Origin of the sequence: Streptomyces sp. JJ66 (genome assembly GCF_019303495.1) — a bacterium.
Lineage (GTDB): Bacteria > Actinomycetota > Actinomycetes > Streptomycetales > Streptomycetaceae > Streptomyces.
This window is the reverse complement of record NZ_JAEVFI010000011.1, coordinates 30,906-49,806: the sequence shown is the minus strand read 5'-3', so window position 1 is coordinate 49,806 and position 18,901 is coordinate 30,906. Positions and strand designations below refer to the sequence as shown.

At 73.6% G+C, this 18,901-nt stretch carries 21 protein-coding genes; 15 read left to right on the top strand and 6 right to left on the bottom strand.

The features are described from left to right. Nucleotides 1-74 precede the first annotated feature (74 nt). Entirely contained in the window at nt 75-212 is a 138-nt protein-coding gene (locus JJV70_RS09845; RefSeq protein WP_219047441.1) for a hypothetical protein, read from the top strand. A 26-nt stretch (nt 213-238) separates the two neighbouring features. Here JJV70_RS09845 and JJV70_RS09840 read toward each other — a convergent pair whose 3' ends face one another. Next, complete coding sequence (locus JJV70_RS09840) at nt 239-790, bottom strand: L,D-transpeptidase (RefSeq protein ID WP_374227270.1); 552 nt, start codon at nt 788-790, stop codon at nt 239-241. A gap of 140 nt (nt 791-930) precedes the next feature. Here JJV70_RS09840 and tsaB point away from each other — a divergent pair, with 140 nt between their 5' ends. The 4 genes from tsaB to JJV70_RS09820 are packed head-to-tail and all read left to right on the top strand — an operon-like array spanning nt 931 to nt 3,591. Next, nucleotides 931-1,632, top strand: coding sequence for a tRNA (adenosine(37)-N6)-threonylcarbamoyltransferase complex dimerization subunit type 1 TsaB (gene tsaB / locus JJV70_RS09835; RefSeq protein ID WP_219047439.1), 702 nt, complete (start codon nt 931-933; stop codon nt 1,630-1,632). A gap of 53 nt (nt 1,633-1,685) precedes the next feature. Next, nucleotides 1,686-2,159, top strand: coding sequence for a ribosomal protein S18-alanine N-acetyltransferase (gene rimI, locus JJV70_RS09830; protein ID WP_219047640.1), 474 nt, complete (start codon nt 1,686-1,688; stop codon nt 2,157-2,159). Between the two features lie 14 nt (nt 2,160-2,173). Further along, entirely contained in the window at nt 2,174-3,319 is a 1,146-nt protein-coding gene (gene tsaD / locus JJV70_RS09825) for a tRNA (adenosine(37)-N6)-threonylcarbamoyltransferase complex transferase subunit TsaD (protein ID WP_219047438.1), read from the top strand. A 2-nt stretch (nt 3,320-3,321) separates the two neighbouring features. Continuing rightward, a complete protein-coding gene (locus tag JJV70_RS09820; protein WP_219047437.1) occupies nt 3,322-3,591 on the top strand; it encodes a hypothetical protein in 270 nt (89 codons plus the stop codon). 74 nt (nt 3,592-3,665) lie between these two features. Here JJV70_RS09820 and JJV70_RS09815 read toward each other — a convergent pair whose 3' ends face one another. Together JJV70_RS09815 and JJV70_RS09810 are read right to left on the bottom strand one after the other, a co-directional pair. Further along, nucleotides 3,666-4,406 (bottom strand): VOC family protein, encoded by a 741-nt coding sequence (locus tag JJV70_RS09815; protein ID WP_219047436.1) that lies wholly within the window; start codon nt 4,404-4,406, stop codon nt 3,666-3,668. Between the two features lie 191 nt (nt 4,407-4,597). After that, entirely contained in the window at nt 4,598-6,028 is a 1,431-nt protein-coding gene (locus JJV70_RS09810) for a methyltransferase domain-containing protein (RefSeq protein ID WP_374227275.1), read from the bottom strand. 64 nt (nt 6,029-6,092) lie between these two features. Here JJV70_RS09810 and JJV70_RS09805 point away from each other — a divergent pair, with 64 nt between their 5' ends. The 3 genes from JJV70_RS09805 to groL all read left to right on the top strand — a co-directional run bounded on the left by JJV70_RS09805 (nt 6,093) and on the right by groL (nt 9,374). After that, nucleotides 6,093-7,082 carry a polysaccharide deacetylase family protein gene (locus tag JJV70_RS09805; RefSeq protein ID WP_219047435.1) on the top strand — a complete coding sequence of 330 codons (990 nt, stop codon included), beginning with the start codon at nt 6,093-6,095 and terminating at the stop codon, nt 7,080-7,082. A 246-nt stretch (nt 7,083-7,328) separates the two neighbouring features. After that, on the top strand, nt 7,329-7,637 hold the full coding sequence (groES, locus tag JJV70_RS09800; RefSeq protein WP_191209702.1) for a co-chaperone GroES: 309 nt from the start codon (nt 7,329-7,331) through the stop codon (nt 7,635-7,637). A gap of 117 nt (nt 7,638-7,754) precedes the next feature. After that, nucleotides 7,755-9,374 (top strand): chaperonin GroEL, encoded by a 1,620-nt coding sequence (gene groL / locus JJV70_RS09795; RefSeq protein WP_219047434.1) that lies wholly within the window; start codon nt 7,755-7,757, stop codon nt 9,372-9,374. 168 nt (nt 9,375-9,542) lie between these two features. Here groL and JJV70_RS09790 read toward each other — a convergent pair whose 3' ends face one another. Together JJV70_RS09790 and JJV70_RS09785 are read right to left on the bottom strand one after the other, a co-directional pair. Continuing rightward, a complete protein-coding gene (locus tag JJV70_RS09790; protein ID WP_219047433.1) occupies nt 9,543-10,316 on the bottom strand; it encodes an SDR family oxidoreductase in 774 nt (257 codons plus the stop codon). Between the two features lie 98 nt (nt 10,317-10,414). Then, nucleotides 10,415-11,071: an MOSC domain-containing protein gene (locus JJV70_RS09785; protein ID WP_219047432.1), complete on the bottom strand. Its 657-nt coding sequence runs from the start codon at nt 11,069-11,071 to the stop codon at nt 10,415-10,417. A gap of 79 nt (nt 11,072-11,150) precedes the next feature. Here JJV70_RS09785 and JJV70_RS09780 point away from each other — a divergent pair, with 79 nt between their 5' ends. Beyond that, on the top strand, nt 11,151-12,050 hold the full coding sequence (locus tag JJV70_RS09780) for a LysR family transcriptional regulator (protein WP_219047431.1): 900 nt from the start codon (nt 11,151-11,153) through the stop codon (nt 12,048-12,050). A 162-nt stretch (nt 12,051-12,212) separates the two neighbouring features. Here the strand turns inward: JJV70_RS09780 and JJV70_RS09775 are convergent, their stop codons facing one another. Beyond that, nucleotides 12,213-12,545, bottom strand: coding sequence for a WhiB family transcriptional regulator (locus JJV70_RS09775; protein ID WP_219047430.1), 333 nt, complete (start codon nt 12,543-12,545; stop codon nt 12,213-12,215). A 586-nt stretch (nt 12,546-13,131) separates the two neighbouring features. Between JJV70_RS09775 and JJV70_RS09770 the strand changes: the two genes are divergently transcribed. The 6 genes from JJV70_RS09770 (at nt 13,132) to JJV70_RS09745 (ending at nt 18,525) form a co-directional block, all read left to right on the top strand. Beyond that, a complete protein-coding gene (locus tag JJV70_RS09770) occupies nt 13,132-13,743 on the top strand; it encodes a response regulator transcription factor (RefSeq protein WP_028426699.1) in 612 nt (203 codons plus the stop codon). A gap of 558 nt (nt 13,744-14,301) precedes the next feature. Beyond that, nucleotides 14,302-14,910, top strand: a complete 609-nt coding sequence (locus JJV70_RS09765; RefSeq protein ID WP_306823437.1) for a sigma-70 family RNA polymerase sigma factor — start codon at nt 14,302-14,304, stop codon at nt 14,908-14,910. Between the two features lie 182 nt (nt 14,911-15,092). Beyond that, entirely contained in the window at nt 15,093-16,598 is a 1,506-nt protein-coding gene (guaB, locus tag JJV70_RS09760) for an IMP dehydrogenase (protein WP_219047428.1), read from the top strand. 84 nt (nt 16,599-16,682) lie between these two features. Further along, nucleotides 16,683-17,798, top strand: coding sequence for a GuaB3 family IMP dehydrogenase-related protein (locus JJV70_RS09755; RefSeq protein ID WP_219047427.1), 1,116 nt, complete (start codon nt 16,683-16,685; stop codon nt 17,796-17,798). A gap of 99 nt (nt 17,799-17,897) precedes the next feature. Next, entirely contained in the window at nt 17,898-18,119 is a 222-nt protein-coding gene (locus JJV70_RS09750; protein WP_219047426.1) for a hypothetical protein, read from the top strand. Nucleotides 18,120-18,180: 61 nt separating this feature from the next. Beyond that, the gene (locus JJV70_RS09745; protein WP_257573690.1) at nt 18,181-18,525 is read left to right on the top strand and encodes a type II toxin-antitoxin system VapC family toxin; all 345 of its coding nucleotides are present in this window, start codon (nt 18,181-18,183) and stop codon (nt 18,523-18,525) included. Nucleotides 18,526-18,901: the final 376 nt, after the last annotated feature.

The following is an 18,901-nucleotide window of genomic DNA, read 5'->3' as shown; positions in this document are numbered from 1 at the left end:
GTAAGACCTTGCGGAGCGCCCCGCGCGCGTGATCCCATGGGTTAGGTACGCCTAAGTTGGCTGAGGGAGGCCCCATGCAGGAGGTACCCGCGTTCCGCGAGCTGCTGGCGTCCTGCGCCGCCGCCGAAGCCGTCTCCCGCCCACCGGAGCCCGAAGAGCCCGGCGAGCCCACCGCCCGCACCGAGGAGTGCGAGGAAGCGGAGGCGGCCTGACACCCTCGCCGCGCCCGAGCGCGCCGTTACGGTACGACGACGACCGGCGTGCCGATCTCCGCGAACACCCACATCGCGCGCCCGTCCGCCCGCTCCTCGCGGATGCCGCCGGTCTCCTGCCCGGGCGTCGGCGAGGTGACGGGCTCGGCGTCGTCCTCCCGTGGCGCGCTGAACCCGATCCCGGTGCCGCCGAACGTCGCGAACCGCACCACGTGCTCGACGGGCACCCCGTCGGTGCCCGTCACCGCGTTGTCCCGGGACGTCACCGTGTACGCGCCCGGCACCGGGTCGAGCGTGCCCGGCTTGACGGTGTAGGTGCGCCGCACCGAGCCGTCCTCGGCGACGAGCCACACGCGGTCGGCCCCCAGCGCGTACACCACGCGCCTGCCGGTGCCGGAGCCGGGCGGCAGCGCCTCGGGGCCTGCCGTCTTCTCGTCGGCGTCGGCGTCGGCCCCGGGCTGGGCGGAGGCGGACGCGGTGGGCTGCTCCGTCTTCTGCTCGGCCCGCTCGTGGGCGGCGGACGCCTGGTAGGCGAGGAAGCCGACGATCGCCAGCGCCGCCGCGGTCAGCCCGGTCACGAACGTCCTCGCACTGCCTCGTGCCACCGGGTTCACCCTTCGATACTGCTGGCTGATCGTCACACGGACGGTAGCAGGACGGGTCGCGGCCTCCCGGACAGGCGGGGCGGGGCACCCCGCGCGCGCCGTAGGCTTGCCCCGTGCTGTTGCTCGCTCTTGACACCGCCACGCCCGCCGTCACCGTCGCCCTGCACGACGGGCAGCGGGTGCTGGCCTCCCGCGACCAGGTGGACGCCCGCCGCCACGGAGAGCTGCTGCTGCCGTCCGTTGACGCGACGCTGGCCGAGGCCGGGTGTGCGCTGGCCGACGTCACCGGCATCGTCGTCGGCGTCGGCCCCGGCCCCTACACCGGGCTGCGCGTCGGTCTGGTGACGGCGGCCAGCTTCGCGGCGGCGCTCGGCGTCCCGGTGCACGGCCTGTGCACGCTGGACGGCATCGCCCACGCGGCAGCCCGGGCCGGGGTGGCCGGCGGGGCGGGGGCGCCGTTCGTCGTCGCCACCGACGCCCGCCGCAAGGAGGTCTACTGGGCTACGTACCTCGCCGACGGTCGCACTCGGGAGGGTGATCCGGCCGTGGACCGCCCGGCCGACATCGCCGAGCGGGTCGCCGGGGTCCCGGCCGTCGGTGCGGGCGCGGTGCTCTACCCCGAGACGTTCACCGGCCTGCGCACAGGCGGCCCCGAGCACGTCACCGCGGGCGCCCTGGCCGCGCTGGCCGCCGAGAAGCTGGCGGCGGGCGAGGAGCTGCTGCCGCCGCGCCCGCTGTACCTGCGCCGCCCGGACGCCAAGGTGCCCGCCGGGTACAAGGCGGTCACCCCCAGGCAGGCGGTCGGCGACCGGTGAACGGGCCGCAGGCACCGGCGCCGGACGCCCCGGCCGCCGTCACCCTGCGCACGATGCGCTGGTGGGACATCGAACCGGTGCTCACCCTGGAGCACCGGCTGTTCCCGGACGACGCCTGGACGCCCGGGATGTTCTGGTCCGAGCTGGCGTACGCGCGCGGGCCGCGGGCCACCCGGCACTACACCGTCGCGGAGGCGGGCGGCACGCTCGCCGGGTACGCGGGCCTGGCCACCGCCGTGGACGGCACCGGCGACGTGCAGACCATCGCCGTCGCCCCCGAATACCAGGGCACCGGCCTCGGCGCCCGGCTGCTGACCGACCTGCTCACCGCCGCCACCGCCTTCGAGTGCCACCAGGTGCTGCTGGAGGTCCGCGTGGACAACGCGCGCGCCCAGCGCCTGTACGAGCGGTTCGGCTTCGCCCCCGTGGGCTTGCGCCGTGGCTACTACCAGCCCGGCAACGTGGACGCCCTGGTCATGCGGCGCGAGCACACCGGCGCCCCCCTACCCCCTTCCGACCCGAGCTAGGACTGACTTTTCCGATGGCGACCCTGATCCCCGCGCGGACCGACGAACCGCTCGTCCTGGGCATCGAGACCTCCTGCGACGAGACCGGCGTCGGCGTCGTACGCGGCCACACCCTGCTCGCCGACGCCGTCGCCTCCAGCGTCGATGACCACGCCCGCTACGGCGGCGTCGTCCCCGAGATCGCCAGCCGCGCCCACCTGGAGGCGATGGTCCCGACGATCCAGCGGGCACTGGACCAGGCCCAGGTCACCGCCTTTGACCTCGACGGCATCGCGGTGACGGCGGGCCCGGGCCTCGCGGGCGCGCTGCTCGTCGGCGTCTCGGCGGCCAAGGCGTACGCCTACGCGCTGGGCAAGCCGCTGTACGGCGTCAACCACCTCGCCTCGCACATCTGCGTGGACCAGCTGGAGCACGGGGCGCTGCCGGAGCCGACGATGGCGCTGCTCGTCAGCGGCGGCCACTCCTCGCTGCTGCTCGCGCCCGACATCACCACCGACGTGCGGCCGCTGGGCGCCACCATCGACGACGCGGCCGGGGAAGCGTTCGACAAGGTGGCCCGCGTGCTCGGCCTGGGGTTCCCCGGCGGCCCGGTCATCGACCGCTACGCGCGCGAGGGCGACCCGGCGGCCATCGCCTTCCCGCGCGGCCTGACCGGCCCGCGCGACGCCCCCTACGACTTCTCCTTCTCCGGCCTGAAGACCGCCGTCGCCCGCTGGATCGAGGCCCGCCGCCGCGCCGGGGAACAGGTGCCGGTCGCCGACGTCGCCGCGTCCTTCCAGGAGGCGGTCACCGACGTCCTCACCCGCAAGGCGATCCGGGCCTGCAAGGAGGAGGGCGTGGACCACCTGATGATCGGCGGCGGCGTCGCGGCCAACTCGCGGCTGCGCGCGCTGGCGCGGGAGCGGTGCGCCGACGCGGGGCTCACCCTGCGCGTGCCACGGCCCAAGCTGTGCACCGACAACGGGGCGATGGTCGCCGCACTGGGCGCGGAGATGGTCGCCCGGGGCCGGCCTGCCTCCGGCTGGGACCTCCCGGCCGACTCCTCCCTGCCCGTCACCGAGCCCCACGTCCCGGCCGCGCGCCCCGGGCCGGACCACCCCCACGACTCCGCGCACTCCCACGACCACGTGCACGAACTGAGCCGGAAGAACCTCTACTAGGCATGACGACCGCCCTGATGTGGGAGGCCCGCGCCGCCGAGGGCCGTGGCGCGGAGCTGCTGGCCTGGGTCCGCGCCCAGCGCCTGGACCCCGCGCCCGCTCGCCGCGACACCTACACCGCCACCGCTGACCGCGTCCTGGTCATCACCCACTGGGCCGACGCCGACGCTGGGGACGGCGCCGGCGCCGCACCCGTCGAGCTGCCCGATCCGCCCACGGAGCTGCTGCACCGCCCCGTGCACCGCTGGCGCTTCCGGCAGGTGGCGTCCTGAACCGGGGGTGAGCCGAGCAGCCGGGGTGAGCCCGGGCAGCCGGGGGTGAGCCGACGTTCAGCCGCCCGGCGTCCTCAGTCGTTCTCCGACGTGATGTGGAACAGCGCGCCCTCCGGGTCCCGCAGGTCCGCGACGCGGCCGAAGTACGAGGCGTGCGGCTCGCGCACCACGCTGCCGCCCGCGCTGGCCGCGCGCTCGGCCACCGCGTCCACGTCGTCCACGCAGAAGTAGACATGCCACTGCGGCCGGATGGTCGGGTCCGGGGCCTTGTCCACGGCGCCGCCCCACAGGTCCGCCGCGTGGTGGCCATCGACCGACACCACCACGTGGTCCGCCTCGAACCGCACGCCCAGCCGGTCCGGTGCGTGGCTGTCCCAGGAGAAGACGGCGCCGTAGAACATCGCCGCGCCGAACGCGTCCCCGGTGTGCAGCTGGAGCCGGGCGGGTGCGCCGTGCCGCCGCTGCATCCGCCAGCCCGGCACCGGGGCGCCCTCCCACACGCCGAACCGGGCGTCCTGCCGGTCCGCCGCCCAGGCGACGCGTCCGGTGCCGAACGCCATCGGCCCCACAGCCACCGTGCCGCCGTGGTCCCGGATGCGGTTCGCCATGTCGTTGGCGCTGTCCACGCGGAAGTAGGTCGTCCAGGAGGCGGAGAACCCCGTGGTGCGGGCCGTCATCCCCATCCCGGCGACGGGGAGACCCCCTTCGGCGAGCGCCAGGTGATAGCCCTGCTCCTCACGGCGGAACCCCGGCCGGAACGTCCAGCCGAGCGCCTTGGTGTAGAACTCCTGGGCCGTCGCCGGGTCGTGCGTCATGAGGCTCACCCAGCACGGTGCGCCGTGCACGGCTCCCGAATCCTCCGGCACGCTGCTCACCTCGATCTGTGGCTTTCGGGTACCCGCCTCCACCTTCCGCCGCCCGGCCGCCGCCCGCCACACGAGCGCCGTTCGCGCGGCACCGCTTCCCGCGCCTTTGGCCCGGCACGTACGGCAGGCGGGCGGGGAGGTTACGGGGCCACCGGCTCGGCCAGCAGCATCGTGGGTGCCCCCGCCACCCGGGTGAGGAACACCGTCGCGGCGCCCGTGCCGCTCAGCCGCATGCGGCGGCGCAGCTCCTGCGGGTCCACCGCCGAACCCCGCTTCTTCACCGTCAGCGTGCCGACGTTCCGCTCGCGCAGCAGGGCCCGCAGGCGCTTGACGTGGAACGGCAGCACGTCGGTCACCGCGTAGGCGCGCGCGAACGGCGTGGACCGCAGGTCGTCGGCGGTGATGTAGGCGATGGTCGCGTCGATCAGCCGTCCGTCCAGCCGCCGCGCCACCTCCGCGACCAGGTGGGCCCGGATCACCGCGCCGTCCGGCTCGTACAGGTACCGCCCGACCGGGCCCACCGGCGGCGCGGGCAGCGGCCCGCAGACCAGCGAGTGCCCGCCGGGCAGCAGTGTCGCCCGCACGGTGCCAGCCGTGCTGCCGGAACCGCCCGTGTCGCCGGGTCTGCCGGAACCGCCCGCGTCATCGGGGCTGCCGGGGCTGCCGGGGCCGCCCTCGCTGCCTGAGCTGCCGGAGCTGCCGGAACCGCTCGTGCCGCCGGAGCCGCCGGGCTTCGTCGCGCCGACGACCGGGCCACCCGAATCCCCCGAACCCCCGAGGCGCCCCGCTTCCCCCGTGCCCCCCGTCCCGAACCACAGCACGGCTTCCTTCACCTCCCCGGCGACCGAGATCCACTCCGCCTCGGCGTCGGCGGGCAGCGCCTCGTGCGGCACGCCCGGCGCCAGCTTCAGCGCCGCGCGCGGGACCCGGCGGGCCGCCTCGATGGCCCACGACAGCGGGGGCGAGTACGCCTCCGGGTCGAACACCCGGCCGCGTCCGCCGCGCCGGGCCGGGTCCACGAACACGGCGTCGAAACCGCTGACGTCCACTGCGGTGACGTCGGCGCACCGCACCTCGATCCGACCGTCCAGTCCGAGCGCGGCGGCGTTGGCCTCGATCACCGCGCAGGTGAGCGGCGAGCGGTCCACCGCCAGCACCTCCACTCCGGCGCGCGCCAGCTCGATCGCGTCGCCGCCGACGCCGCAGCACAGGTCGGCCACGTGCCGCACGCCCCACCCGGCGAGCCGCCCGGCCCGGTAGGCGGCCACGCCCGAGCGCGTGGCCTGCTCGACGCCGTCGGGCGTGAAGTACATGCGACCCGCGTCCACCGGGCCGAACTTGGCCACCGCGCGCTGCCGCAGCCGGGCCTGTCCGAGCGCGGCGGAGACGAGGCCCAGGGAGTGGTCCCGGCGCAGCCGGGTGGCGAGCGCCAGCTCGTCGGCCGGGTCGTAGTCGCGCAGTTCGGCGAGCAGACGCTGGCCTTCGTCGGTCAGCAGGGCCCGGAAGGCGGCGGTGTCCCCGGCGGGGGAGGTCGGCGTGTCGGGTGATTCGGGTGCGGCCACACGGTCCATTTTCCCCGCCCGCGCGGAGGCGCCGTCGCCGGGCCGGGGGTGCTCCCTGGCACCATCCGGCGCTATGACGATCATCAGACAAATCACACAAAACTATATGAAGGGCGCGCGGGCGCGGCGTCACCTCCGCCGTGCCGGGGGCGCCTCGCTCGCCGCCCTGCTCGCCGTCTCCTGCGCCGCCACCGCCGGGCCGTCCGGCGCGCCCGCAGGCGGCCCCCGGCTGGACGAGCCGCTGGCCGCCGCGGGCGCCGGGCTCCCGCTCGGCGCGGCCCAGCAGGCCGAGACCGCCTATGCCGCCGCCTCGCTCGCCGGCTACGCCGAACACCTGGCGCGGGCTGAGGCCCGCCGTGTCGCCGCCGCGCAGCGCTGGGGCCTGGCCGAGGTGCCGCTGCGTCCGCCCGCGCCGCCCGCCCAGAAGCCCGCCCTGACCACCACCCCCGGGCATATCAGCGGCGAGGGCCTGCCCCCGGTCATCACCCGGGTCCCGACCGAGGACAAGGTCGTCTTCTTCACCATCGACGACGGCTGGGAGAAGGACCCGGCGCTGCTGGAGATGCTCCGCGAGCTCGACGTCCCCTACAGCGCCTTCCTCTCCCACTACGTGGCCAAGGAGGACTACGGCTACTTCCGCCGCATGTACCGCGACGGCGCCGCCATCCACAACCACACGCTGCACCACAAGGAGCTGCCGACCCTCAGCTACGAGCGGCAGCGCCGCGAGATCTGCGACATGCAGGAGGTACTGCGGGACGAGATCGGCGTGACCCCGCGCCTGTTCCGCCCGCCGTACGGTGCCTACAACCGCGACACGCTGCGGGCGGCGGCCAGCTGCGGGCTGGAGGCCGTGCCGCTGTGGATGGAGGAGGCGTGGGCCCAGCGCTTCGACTACGCGCGCGCGGAGCGCGAGCTGCGCCCCGGCGACATCATCCTCACCCACTTCCGCGGGCCTAAGGAGTGGCCGGGCGGCGGCACGATGACCGACATGGTCCGCCGCACGCTGAACGAGGTCACCCGTCAGGGCTACGCCCTCGCCCGCCTGGAGGACTACGTCTAGCCGCCCGGTCCAGCCCGCCCGGGGGAGCCGGAGGCCACTGCCACCCGGCCCTGATCGGCGACGCGCCGCGCGACTTTGGCACTCCGCTTGACCGAGTGCTAACTGAGGCATAGTCTCACCGTTGGCACTCTCCGCCGGGGAGTGCCAGGCGCGACGGGACGGTCCGGCACCCGCGACGACGGATCGACCAGGTCGCCACCTCTAGACATAAGACCCCGTGAGATCTCCGAAGGGGGAGGTCGGATCGTGACGACCGCCAGCTCCAAGGTTGCCATCAAGCCGCTTGAGGACCGCATTGTGGTCCAGCCGCTCGACGCTGAGCAGACCACGGCCTCGGGCCTGGTCATTCCGGACACCGCCAAGGAGAAGCCCCAGGAGGGCACCGTCCTGGCCGTGGGCCCGGGCCGCTTCGAGGACGGCAACCGTCTGCCGCTCGACGTCAAGGTCGGCGACGTTGTCCTGTACAGCAAGTACGGCGGCACCGAGGTGAAGTACAACAACGAGGAGTACCTCGTCCTCTCCGCTCGCGACGTGCTCGCGATCATCGAGAAGTAAGGCGAGACGACACCTTTCGTCTGTTGTTGATCCGCGCCCTGGCCTCCCCGTTCACTGACCGCCGGGGCCAGGGCGCGGCTCGTTTGTGAAGAAGCCCTGAGAGGACACCCTTTCGCCATGGCGAAGATCCTGAAGTTCGACGAGGACGCCCGTCGCGCCCTGGAGCGCGGCGTCAACAAGCTGGCCGACACCGTGAAGGTGACGATCGGTCCCAAGGGCCGCAACGTCGTCATCGACAAGAAGTTCGGCGCGCCGACCATCACCAATGACGGCGTCACGATCGCCCGCGAGGTCGAGGTCGAGGACCCGTACGAGAACCTCGGCGCGCAGCTCGTCAAGGAGGTGGCGACCAAGACCAACGACATCGCGGGTGACGGCACCACCACCGCCACCGTGCTGGCCCAGGCGCTGGTCCGCGAGGGTCTGCGCAACGTGGCCGCCGGTGCCTCCCCGGCCGCGCTGAAGAAGGGCATCGACGCCGCCGTCAAGGCGATGTCGGACGACCTGGTCGCCTCCGCCCGCCCGATCGACTCCAAGGCCGACATCGCCTCCGTCGCCGCGCTGTCCGCGCAGGACAAGCAGGTCGGCGAGCTGATCGCCGAGGCCATGGACAAGGTCGGCAAGGACGGCGTCATCACCGTCGAGGAGTCGCAGACCTTCGGCCTGGAGCTGGACTTCACCGAGGGCATGGCCTTCGACAAGGGCTACCTGTCGCCGTACATGGTCACCGACCAGGAGCGCATGGAGGCCGTTCTCGACGACCCCTACATCCTCATCACGCAGGGCAAGATCTCGGCCATCGCCGACCTGCTGCCGCTGCTGGAGAAGATCATGCAGGCTGGCGGCTCCCGCCCGCTGCTGATCATCGCCGAGGACGTCGAGGGCGAGGCCCTGTCCACGCTGGTCGTCAACAAGATCCGCGGCACGTTCAACGCCGTCGCCGTCAAGGCCCCGGGCTTCGGCGACCGCCGCAAGGCGATGCTGGGCGACATGGCCACCCTCACCGGCGGCACCGTCGTCGCCGAGGAGGTCGGCCTCAAGCTCGACCAGGTGGGTCTGGACGTGCTCGGCTCCGCCCGCCGCGTCACCATCACCAAGGACGACACCACCATCGTCGATGGCGCGGGCAAGGCCGACGAGGTGCAGGCCCGTGTCGCCCAGATCAAGGCCGAGATCGAGACCACCGACTCGGACTGGGACCGCGAGAAGCTCCAGGAGCGCCTGGCCAAGCTGGCCGGCGGCGTGTGCGTCATCCGCGTCGGCGCGGCCACCGAGGTCGAGCTGAAGGAGAAGAAGCACCGCCTGGAGGACGCCATCTCCGCGACCCGCGCCGCGGTCGAGGAGGGCATCGTCTCCGGTGGCGGCTCCGCCCTGGTGCACTCCGCGAAGGTGCTGGACGACAGCCTGGGCAAGACCGGCGACGAGGCCACCGGTGTCGCCGTCGTGCGCCGCGCCGCCGTCGAGCCGCTGCGCTGGATCGCGGAGAACGCGGGCCTGGAGGGCTACGTCATCACCTCCAAGGTCGCCGACCTGGACAAGGGCCACGGCTTCAACGCCGCCACCGGCGAGTACGGCGACCTGGTGAAGGCCGGAGTCATCGACCCGGTCAAGGTCACCCGCTCCGCGCTGGAGAACGCCGCGTCCATCGCCTCGCTGATGCTGACGACCGAGACCCTGGTCGTCGAGAAGCCCGCCGAGGAAGACGAGGCGCCCGCCGGTCACGGCCACGCCCACTGAGGCACGCCGCCTGACGAGCGAGGCCCGTCACCCCGCCCGGGGTGACGGGCCTCGCCGCTGGGTGCGGAAGGACTGCCGCCTGGCCGCTCGCCCTCCGGGCAGCCCCGGGGCCGGGTGGCGGCGGCAGCGCGCCGCGTCAGTCCGGCCCGGCGGGCGGTGGGCCGCCCACTACTTCGGCCCGTACTTGCGCCCCGAGGACGACGACACCCGGCCCAGCATGCCGCGCGGCACCAGCTTGCTCGCGCCCAGCAGCGTCTTGTAGCGCGGGTCCGGGACGGACAGCGTGCGCCCGCGGGCGAGGTCCTTCAGCGCCGCGTCCACCACCCGGTCGGCGTCCAGCCACATCCACCCCGGGATGTCCGAAGCCGACATCCCCGCGCGCTCGTGGAACTCGGTGCGCACGAACCCCGGGCACAGCGCCATCATCCGCACCCCCGAGTCCGCGAGGTCCTGTGCCGCGCCCTGGGTGAACTGCACCACCCACGCCTTGCTCGCCCCGTAGGTGCCGCGCGGCACGAACGCGGCCACCGAGGCCACGTTCACCACGCCGCCCCGGCCCCGCTCCCGCATGGCCCCGGCCGCCGCCGAGGTCAGCCGCAGCACCGCCTCGCAGTGCACGCGCAGCATGCGCAGCTCGTCGGCCTCCGGAATCTCCAGGAAGCGGCCCTTCTGCCCGAAACCCGCGTTGTTGACCAGCAGGTCGATGGGGTGGGTGGGCTCGCGCAGCCGCTCGGCGACGGCGGTGATGCCTTCCTCGGTGGCCAGGTCGGCCCGCAGGGTGGACGCCTCGATGCCGTGCCGGTCGTGCAGCTGCGTAGCCTGTTCGGCCAGCCGCGTCGTGTCCCGGGCCACCAGCACCAGGTTGTGCCCGTCGCGGGCCAGCCGTCGGGCGAACGCGGCGCCGATCCCGGCCGTGGCTCCGGTGATGAGTGCAGTCGTCATACCGCGAACGGTAGCGGCCGGGGCCGGGGCCGCAGCGGGCACATCCCGGATACGGCCTGGCCTGACGCGGGGTCAGGGGGTGATGCTGGCCCGTCCGGTCAGCCGGTGCGTCCGGTGAGGCGCTTGCGGGCGGTGGCCGGAAGGTCGTCGCCCGCCGCGGCGGCCCGCTCCCACAGGCCCGGCTCGGTCGTCAGTGCCCGGAACAGCAGGCTGACGGTGACCTCGTGCGCCGGGCGGTGCACCACCTCGATCGCGTCCCCGGCCCGCACCTCGCCCGGCTCGACGACGCGCAGGTACGGCCCCGGCACGGCTGCTTCCGTGAACCGCTTCACCCAGCCCCGCGCACCCAGGTGCCCGGCGAACGTGCGGCACGGGATGCGCACCGAGGACACCTGGAGCACCAGGGCGCCCCCGATCCGCCAGCGCTCGCCCAGCACGGCCTCGCCCGTACGCAGCCCGGTCGTCGTCAGGTTCTCGCCGAACGCGCCGGGGGCGAGCTCGCGGCCCAGCTCGCGCTCCCAGGCGTCCAGATCCTCGCGGGCGTAGGCGTAGACGGCCTGTTCGTCGCCGCCGTGGTGCCGCAGGTCCCCGATGGCGTCGCCCGCGAGCCCGCTGCCGCCGCTCCCCTTCGGCCCCGGCGCGCTCACCCGCACCGGTCCGCTGACCGGCTCCTTGCCGATCCCGGTCAGCCCGCCGGGGGCGCCCGTGTGGGCGGATGAACGCAGAGACCCGAGGTTCACCGACAGTACGCGCATGCCGGTCAGCCTACGGGACAGTGCCAAACGAAGAGGGCTTTACTGGCCCGCTTCCCCAAGGCGTGCTTATGGTTGCCGCATGCTCGAAGCCCGCCATCTGAGGGTCCTGCGCACGGTCGCGGCGACCGGTTCGTACTCCGCCGCCGCCCGCGAACTGGGCTGCACCCAGCCCGCCGTCAGCCAGCAGATGCGCTCGCTGGAACAGGCGGCCGGCACGCCGCTGCTCTTCCGGGCGGGCCGGGAGACCCGGCTGACGCAGGCCGGTGAGGCGCTCGTCCGGCACGGCGCCGCGGTGCTGGCCGCGCTGACCGCCGCCGAGGAGGAGGTCGCCGCGATCGCGGGGCTGCGCGCGGGCCGGGTGCGGCTCGTCTCCTTCCCCAGCGCCAGCTCCACCCTCGTCCCCGCCGCCGTCGCCGCCCTGCGCGCCGACCACCCCGGCACCCGCGTCTCGCTCGTCGAGGCCGAGCCGCCCGGCTCGGTCGAACTCCTGCGGGCTGGCGAGTGCGACATCTCCCTCGCCTTCCGCTATCCCGCCACCGGCGAGCCGCCCGAGTGGGACGACGTGGACGTCCGCCCCCTGCTCACCGACCGCCTGGTGGCCCTCGTCCCCGAGGACCACCGCTTCGCCGCCGCGTCGTCGGTGCGTCTCGCGGAGCTGGCCGAGGAGCCGTGGATCGCGGGCTGCCCGCGCTGCCGCCGCCACCTGGAGGGCATCTGCGAGTCGGCCGGCTTCACCCCGCGTATCGACTTCGCCACCGACGACTACCCGGCCGTCGTCGGCCTGGTCGGCGCGGGTCTGGGGGTCGCGGTCCTGCCCGAGCTGGCGGTCTCCTCCGTCCGCCCCAAGGGCACCCGCACCGTCCGGCTCACCCCGTCCGTCCGGCGCGAGGTGGTGGCGGTCACGCTGCCTGACCTCACCCGCGTCCCGGCCGTCGCGGCGGCCCTGACGCACCTGGAGGCGGCGGCCCGCGCCGCGTGAGCACGTCTGTCCGCGCCGCATGACACGCCCTTCCGGCCCGCCGACGGGTGCGTGCGCGGGCGGGGCGGGTCCCGTGGCGCGGTGACCCTCCCGGCCGGGACGGGGGGTGGGTCAGGGCCGTGGCCCCTCGCGGCCGTGCGGAAACGTATCTGCGCTGTCCCGCTACGTCGGCGCGCCCGAACCGGAGGGCGTCGCCGCCGCGCCGGAGGCCAACCGGTGCCGGGCGCGTCCCATCAACTCCTCGCGTTCGTCCTCGGTCAGTCCTCCCCAGACGCCGTACGGTTCGCGCACCGACAGGGCGTGGGCCGCGCACTGCGCGCGCACCGGACAACGCATGCACACCTCTTTCGCCGACGCCTCACGCGCGCTGCGGGCCGCCCCGCGCTCGCCCTCCGGGTGGAAGAAGAGCGAACTGTCGACGCCGCGGCAGGCGGCCAGGAGCTGCCAGTCCCACAGGTCGGCGTTGGGGCCCGGAAGGCGGGAGAAATCTGCCATTGCTCGTCCTCTCGGAGCGTTGCTGCGGCTGGTAGACGGCGTGCGGGCGGGCCGGGCGGGCGCGCCGCCGGCGGTGTGGGGCCGAGCCCGCGGGTGGGCTGCGGCAGGCCGCCGTCGGTGCACCGGCCGGGCACGGGAAGCCCCTGCGTCGAGGCTGAGCGGGGGCGGTCCGCTGGCCGCCGTCGATGCTGGTGCTGGCTGGTGTGGATAGCTGTAAATATGACTCTTTGCGAATTTTGCCACGGACGCCACAAAGAAGAAGCAAAAGCGCCCAAATAGGGCACAGTGGTCTCGGGTGCGCCGCCAGGACGGGGTGTTCCCCGGGGATATGCCGGTGAGTGCGCTGTTGCGTGTCCGCCCCATCACGTAGAGTGCTGAAAGCGGGTGGCGTAGCCCGTAACTCTTTTGGGTGACCGTCGTTGAGAGTGCGGAGGCGGTTGGCAGAACACCGGAACCCCGGTACGCACGGCGTCGAGGCGCTCCATCGGGTGCCCCCTCGCCGGGCCGGGAGGGATCAACCGCACAGGTGAAGATTCGTAACAGCCTGGAGGCTCAAGGTGATGCGCATCAGCAGCGGAGGGCGGCCATGACTTCCGTCCTCGTTTGCGACGACTCCCCGCTCGCCCGGGAGGCGCTGCGCCGCGCGGTCGCGACGGTGCCCGGCGTCGAACGGGTGACCACGGCCGCCAACGGCGAGGAAGTCCTCCGCCGCTGGGGCGCCGACCGTTCCGACCTGGTCCTGATGGACGTCCGGATGCCCGGCCTGGGCGGTGTGGAGACCGTACGGCGGCTGCTGTCCGCCGATCCCGGCGCCCGCATCATCATGCTCACCGTCGCCGAGGATCTGGACGGCGTCGCGCTCGCCGTCGCCGCCGGTGCCCGGGGCTACCTGCACAAGGACGCCTCCCGGGCCGAACTGCGCGCCACCGTCACGCAGGCACTGGCCGACCCGACGTGGCGGCTCGCCCCGCGTCGGCTGCGCTCGGCCGAGATGGGCGCGGCCCCGACGCTCACCGCCCGCGAGATCCAGGTCCTGGAGGGCATGAGTCACGGCCGCTCCAACGCCGAGATCGGCCGCGAGCTGTTCCTCTCGGAGGACACGGTCAAGACCCACGCCCGGCGCCTGTTCAAGAAGCTGGGCGCGTCCGACCGGGCGCACGCGGTGGCCCTCGGCTTCCGCTGGGGCCTCGTCCGCTGATCCCGGGCGGGGCCCCGGCCCCTGCCGGTGCGCCCGTCCGCTCCGTCGCCCGGTGCGGCGCCGGGGCGGCCGGAGCTGCCCGGGCCGGGCAGCTCGTCGGCGTCCCGGCCGCCCGGCCCGTCGTCCCCGGGGCCTCGCGCCGTCAGCGTGGTGCGCCGAACCGTGCACCGTGGCAGCGTCCCCAGCGTCCCCGGCGTGCGCACCTTGCCGGCCGGGGAGCGTGCCGTGCCCACCGGGGTGCGTGGTCTGGGGCGCGCGGCCACCGTCCGGGGCCGCCGCCGCGCGTCCCTGGGCGCGGGGCCAGGCCCGGGTGCTGCGGGTCGTGCCCGGGCCGGGGCTCCGCGCTTTCTCCCGCGATGCCGCATCCTTGGAGTTGTGACTTCCGGTCCCCACGCGGTGCCCGGAGCCGTCGGCGGCGGCCGAGCGGGATGGCGTGTGAGGCAACCCGAGAGGGGGAGGGCAAGCGGTATGGCCATGGGTGCACTCCGATATAACGCTTCAGGGCACAACCAGGACCGCGGTGCGGCGGACGCCGTCACCTCGGTGCACCATGGACCGATGCGCGACGAGACCACACCGGGCACCGCTGTCGTGCCACCGGACTGTGGCTCGGGCATCGGCGCCGTCGTCCGCCGCGCCGTCGCGGGGGACGAGCAGGCGACGCACGACCTGCTGGCGCACGTCCACCCGCTCGCGCTGCGGTACTGCCGCACCCGGCTGAGCCGTCTGCCCGGTGACGCCCGTCACTTCGTGGACGACCTCGCGCAGGAAGTCTGCCTCGCGGTGCTGTGCGCGCTGCCGCGCTACCGCGACACCGGCAAGCCGTTCGAGGCGTTCGTCGTCGCCATCGCCCAGCACAAGGTCGCTGATCTCCAACGCGCCGCCATGCGGCACCCCGGCTCCACCGCCGTCCCCTCGGACGAGATGCCCGAGCAGCCCGACGACAGCCTTGGCCCGGAGGAGCGGGCGCTGCTGAGCAGCGACACCGAGTGGGCGAAGAAGCTGCTGGCGAACCTGCCGGAGCACCAGCGCGAGCTGATCCTGCTCCGGGTGGCCGTCGGGCTGACCGCCGAGGAGACGGGACAGATGCTGGGCATGTCGCCCGGGGCCGTCCGCGTCGCCCAGCACCGCGCGCTCTCCCGGCTGCGCGCGCTCGCCGGGCAGTAGCCCGGTGACCGCCGGCCGGAGCGCCGGGGCCGCCGGGCTGGAGCCGGGCCGCCGGTGGGCCGGGGCTGCGGCTGAGCGGTGGGGCCGCCCCGTGCGGACGGTAAATTCCTACGAACCCGGGGCGTCCGGTTGGGCCGTTAGCATGGGTGCACGTGCCGGGGCAAGACCATGGGGAAGGTGTCATGACTGACTACGTCGACGGAGTGCCGGAGAAGTTCGCGCGGCTCGGGCTGACCTATGACGACGTGCTGCTGCTGCCCGGCGAGGCCGACATGGCGCCGCAGGACATCGACACCTCCTCGCTCGTCTCGCGCAACGTCCGTGTCAACATTCCGCTGCTGTCGGCGGCGATGGACAAGGTGACCGAGGCGCGCATGGCCATCGCCATGGCCCGCCAGGGCGGCGTCGGCGTGCTGCACCGCAACCTGTCTGTCGAGGAGCAGGCCGCGCAGGTGGACCGGGTCAAGCGCTCGGAGTCCGGGATGGTGGCCGACCCCATCACCATCCGCCCCGACGCCACCCTGCGCGAGGCCGACGAGCTGTGCGGCCGGTTCCGCATCAGCGGCGTCCCGGTGACGGACGCGTCCGGCAAGCTGCTGGGCATCGTCACCAACCGCGACATGGCCTTCGAGCTGGACCGCGCCCGCCAGGTGCGCGATGTGATGACGCCGATGCCGCTGGTCACCGGCCGGGTGGGCATCGACCGCGCCGAGGCGGCGGAGCTGCTGCGGCGCCACAAGATCGAGAAGCTGCCGCTGGTGGACGACGCGGGCCGCATCAAGGGCCTGATCACCGTCAAGGACTTCGTCAAGGCCGAGAAGTACCCCAACGCCGCCAAGGACGCGGACGGGCGCCTGCTCGTCGGTGCCGCCGTCGGCGTCGCGGGGGACGCCTACGACCGCGCGCAGGCGCTGATCGAGGCGGGCGTGGACTTCGTCGTCGTGGACACCGCGCACGGCCACTCCCGGCTGGTGGGCGACATGGTCGCGAAGATCAAGTCCAACTACCCCGGCGTGGACGTCGTCGGCGGCAACATCGCCACCCGCGAGGGCGCCAAGGCGCTGGTGGACGCGGGGGTGGACGGCATCAAGGTCGGCGTCGGCCCGGGCTCGATCTGCACCACCCGCGTCGTCGCCGGTATCGGTGTCCCGCAGGTCACCGCGATCTACGAGGCCGCGCTGGCCGCGCGCGAGGCCGGTATCCCCGTCATCGGTGACGGCGGCTTGCAGTACAGCGGCGACATCGCCAAGGCCCTCGTCGCCGGTGCCGACACGGTGATGCTCGGCAGCCTGCTGGCGGGCTGCGAGGAGTCGCCCGGTGAGCTGCTGTTCATCAACGGCAAGCAGTTCAAGTCCTACCGGGGCATGGGCTCGCTGGGCGCCATGCAGTCGCGGGGCGAGCAGCGTTCGTTCTCCAAGGACCGCTACTTCCAGGAGGAGGTCAGCGGCGACGACAAGCTGATCCCCGAGGGCGTCGAGGGCCAGGTGCCCTACCGTGGTCCGCTGGCCGCCGTCGTCCACCAGCTCGTGGGCGGCCTGCGCCAGTCGATGTACTACGTCGGCGGGCGCACGGTGCCGCAGATGAAGGAGCGCGGCCAGTTCGTCCGGATCACCGCGGCGGGCCTGAAGGAGAGCCACCCGCACGACATCCAGCTGACGGTCGAGGCCCCGAACTACTCGCGCCGCTGACGCCCGCCCGGCGAGACGGGATGCGGCCCCCACGTCCCCGTGCGGGATACTGGGGGCCGCACACCGTATGGAAGGGCAGCTCCAGTGACTGAGATCGAGATCGGGCGCGGCAAGCGCGGGCGCCGGGCGTACGCCTTCGACGACATCGCCGTGGTGCCCAGTCGCCGCACGCGGGACCCCAAGGAGGTCTCGATCGCCTGGCAGATCGACGCCTACCGCTTCGAGCTGCCGTTCCTGACGGCGCCGATGGACTCCGTCGTCTCGCCCGCCACCGCGATCCGCATCGGCGAGCTGGGCGGCCTGGGCGTCCTCAACCTCGAAGGTCTGTGGACGCGGTACGAGGACCCCGAGCCGCTGCTCGCGGAGATCGCCGAGCTGCCGGAGGGTGAGGCCAACCGCCGCCTCCAGGACCTCTACGCCGAGCCGGTCAAGGAGGAGCTGATCGGCCGCCGCATCAAGGAGGTGCGGGACGCCGGTGTCGTCACCGCCGCCGCGCTCTCCCCGCAGCGCACCGCGCAGTTCTCCAAGGCGGTGGTGGACGCGGGCGTGGACATCTTCGTCATCCGGGGCACCACCGTCTCCGCCGAGCACGTCTCCTCGGCCGCCGAGCCGCTGAACCTCAAGCAGTTCATCTACGAGCTGGACGTCCCCGTCATCGTCGGCGGCTGCGCCACCTACACCGCCGCGCTGCACCTGATGCGCACCGGCGCGGCCGGGGTGCTCGTCGGCTTCGGCGGCGGCGCCGCGCACACCACGCGCAACGTGCTGGGTATCCAGGTGCCGATGGCCACCGCCGTCGCCGACGTCGCCGCCGCGCGCCGGGACTACCTCGACGAGTCCGGTGGGCGCTACGTGCACGTCATCGCCGACGGCGGCGTGGGCTGGTCCGGCGACCTGCCCAAGGCCGTCGCGTGCGGTGCCGACGCGGTGATGATGGGCTCCCCGCTGGCCCGCGCCACCGACGCCCCGGGGCGCGGCCACCACTGGGGCATGGAGGCCGTGCACGAGGACGTGCCGCGCGGCAAGAAGGTGGACCTGGGCACCGTCGGCACCACCGAGGAGATCCTCACCGGCCCGTCGCACACCCCGGACGGCTCGATGAACTTCTTCGGCGCGCTGCGCCGCGCGATGGCCACCACGGGGTACAGCGACCTCAAGGAGTTCCAGCGCGTCGAGGTCACCGTCGCCCGCAGCCGCTGACCCGCGCCTCGCGCCGGTCCGGTCATGCACCGGCCACCGGCGCGAGGTCTGTGGTGCGATGCCGCGACCGGGGCCACGAAGAATCCGTATCCTTGGCGCATGAGCACGATGCGGGATGAGTTGCATGAGCTGATCGATCGCCTGCCGGAAGCGCAGGTGGCCCCGATACTCGCGCTCGTACGCGAAAGCACCCCGGCCGAGGACGGGGGCGAGGAGTGGCCTCTTCCCGACTTCGTCGGTGCGCTTTCCAGCGGCGTGGGTGATCTCGCGGAACGCTCGGGCGAGATCCTCCGCGCGGAGCTGGGGCGTGGGCCGGAGTGATCATTTGGGATACGGGCCCGCTGATCGCCGCTGCTGACACGGATGACAAGCACCATGCGGAATGCGTCGCGTTGATGCGGCGTACGCCGCGCCCGCTGCTGGTTCCCTACCCGGTTCTCACAGAGGTCTGTTATCTCCTGAACGCCAACAGGGGACGCGTGCGGAGGCCGCTTTTCTGAGATCCGTCGCGAACGGCCAGATCAGCCTCGTTCCGCTGACACGTGGTGACCTCGACCGGATGATCGAGCTGGTGGAGACGTACGCGGACTTCCCGTTGGGCGCCGCCGACGCGTCCGTTCTGGCCCTCGCCGAGCGCCTCGGCGCAGACGGGATCGCCACCCTGGACCGGCGCCATTTCACCGTCGTACGTCCCAAACCACCGCGTCACTTCACGCTCCTTCCCTGACGCCTCGCCGCGTCGGCCGCGTGGGGCGGAACTCGCGCGTATGGGCTGACGGTGCCAGTGGGGAGCCGGCCGACGCGCGGCCTGCCACGCGCGGGCCGCTGTCCGCGCGCTCTTGCCCACGCCGCGTTCCTTGGCTAAGGGTCGCTTCCCACACGGAAGGCGGCCCTGAGCGCTTTTGGGTGCCCGCGCGCTTCCCACCTGGGATAAGTGTCCGGCTGGCGGAGTGCGTCGTTCACTTACCGAAAAGTCATGGCCGCGTGCTGCTTGTCGTGGTGCCGTCTGTCCTCAATACTCCCTTCGAGCGGCATGCTCATGTCACTCACTTCGCTGGACCACCCCCCATGGCCCGGTGCCAGCGCCACCCGGCGCCGGGCCG

Bases quoted from the DNA above. Each gene is read 5' to 3' on its own strand.
- JJV70_RS09845 (WP_219047441.1), top strand. From the start codon at position 75: ATGCAGGAGGTACCCGCGTTCCGCGAGCTGCTGGCGTCCTGCGCCGCC.
- rimI (WP_219047640.1), top strand. From the start codon at position 1,686: ATGCGCTGGTGGGACATCGAACCGGTGCTCACCCTGGAGCACCGGCTG.
- tsaD (WP_219047438.1), top strand. From the start codon at position 2,174: ATGGCGACCCTGATCCCCGCGCGGACCGACGAACCGCTCGTCCTGGGC.
- JJV70_RS09820 (WP_219047437.1), top strand. From the start codon at position 3,322: ATGACGACCGCCCTGATGTGGGAGGCCCGCGCCGCCGAGGGCCGTGGC.
- JJV70_RS09815 (WP_219047436.1), bottom strand. From the start codon at position 4,406: ATGACGCACGACCCGGCGACGGCCCAGGAGTTCTACACCAAGGCGCTC.
- JJV70_RS09810 (WP_374227275.1), bottom strand. From the start codon at position 6,028: ATGGACCGTGTGGCCGCACCCGAATCACCCGACACGCCGACCTCCCCC.
- JJV70_RS09805 (WP_219047435.1), top strand. From the start codon at position 6,093: ATGACGATCATCAGACAAATCACACAAAACTATATGAAGGGCGCGCGG.
- groL (WP_219047434.1), top strand. From the start codon at position 7,755: ATGGCGAAGATCCTGAAGTTCGACGAGGACGCCCGTCGCGCCCTGGAG.
- JJV70_RS09790 (WP_219047433.1), bottom strand. From the start codon at position 10,316: ATGACGACTGCACTCATCACCGGAGCCACGGCCGGGATCGGCGCCGCG.
- JJV70_RS09785 (WP_219047432.1), bottom strand. From the start codon at position 11,071: ATGCGCGTACTGTCGGTGAACCTCGGGTCTCTGCGTTCATCCGCCCAC.
- JJV70_RS09780 (WP_219047431.1), top strand. From the start codon at position 11,151: ATGCTCGAAGCCCGCCATCTGAGGGTCCTGCGCACGGTCGCGGCGACC.
- JJV70_RS09775 (WP_219047430.1), bottom strand. From the start codon at position 12,545: ATGGCAGATTTCTCCCGCCTTCCGGGCCCCAACGCCGACCTGTGGGAC.
- JJV70_RS09770 (WP_028426699.1), top strand. From the start codon at position 13,132: ATGACTTCCGTCCTCGTTTGCGACGACTCCCCGCTCGCCCGGGAGGCG.
- JJV70_RS09765 (WP_306823437.1), top strand. From the start codon at position 14,302: ATGCGCGACGAGACCACACCGGGCACCGCTGTCGTGCCACCGGACTGT.
- guaB (WP_219047428.1), top strand. From the start codon at position 15,093: ATGACTGACTACGTCGACGGAGTGCCGGAGAAGTTCGCGCGGCTCGGG.
- JJV70_RS09750 (WP_219047426.1), top strand. From the start codon at position 17,898: ATGAGCACGATGCGGGATGAGTTGCATGAGCTGATCGATCGCCTGCCG.
- JJV70_RS09745 (WP_257573690.1), top strand. From the start codon at position 18,181: ATGCGTCGCGTTGATGCGGCGTACGCCGCGCCCGCTGCTGGTTCCCTA.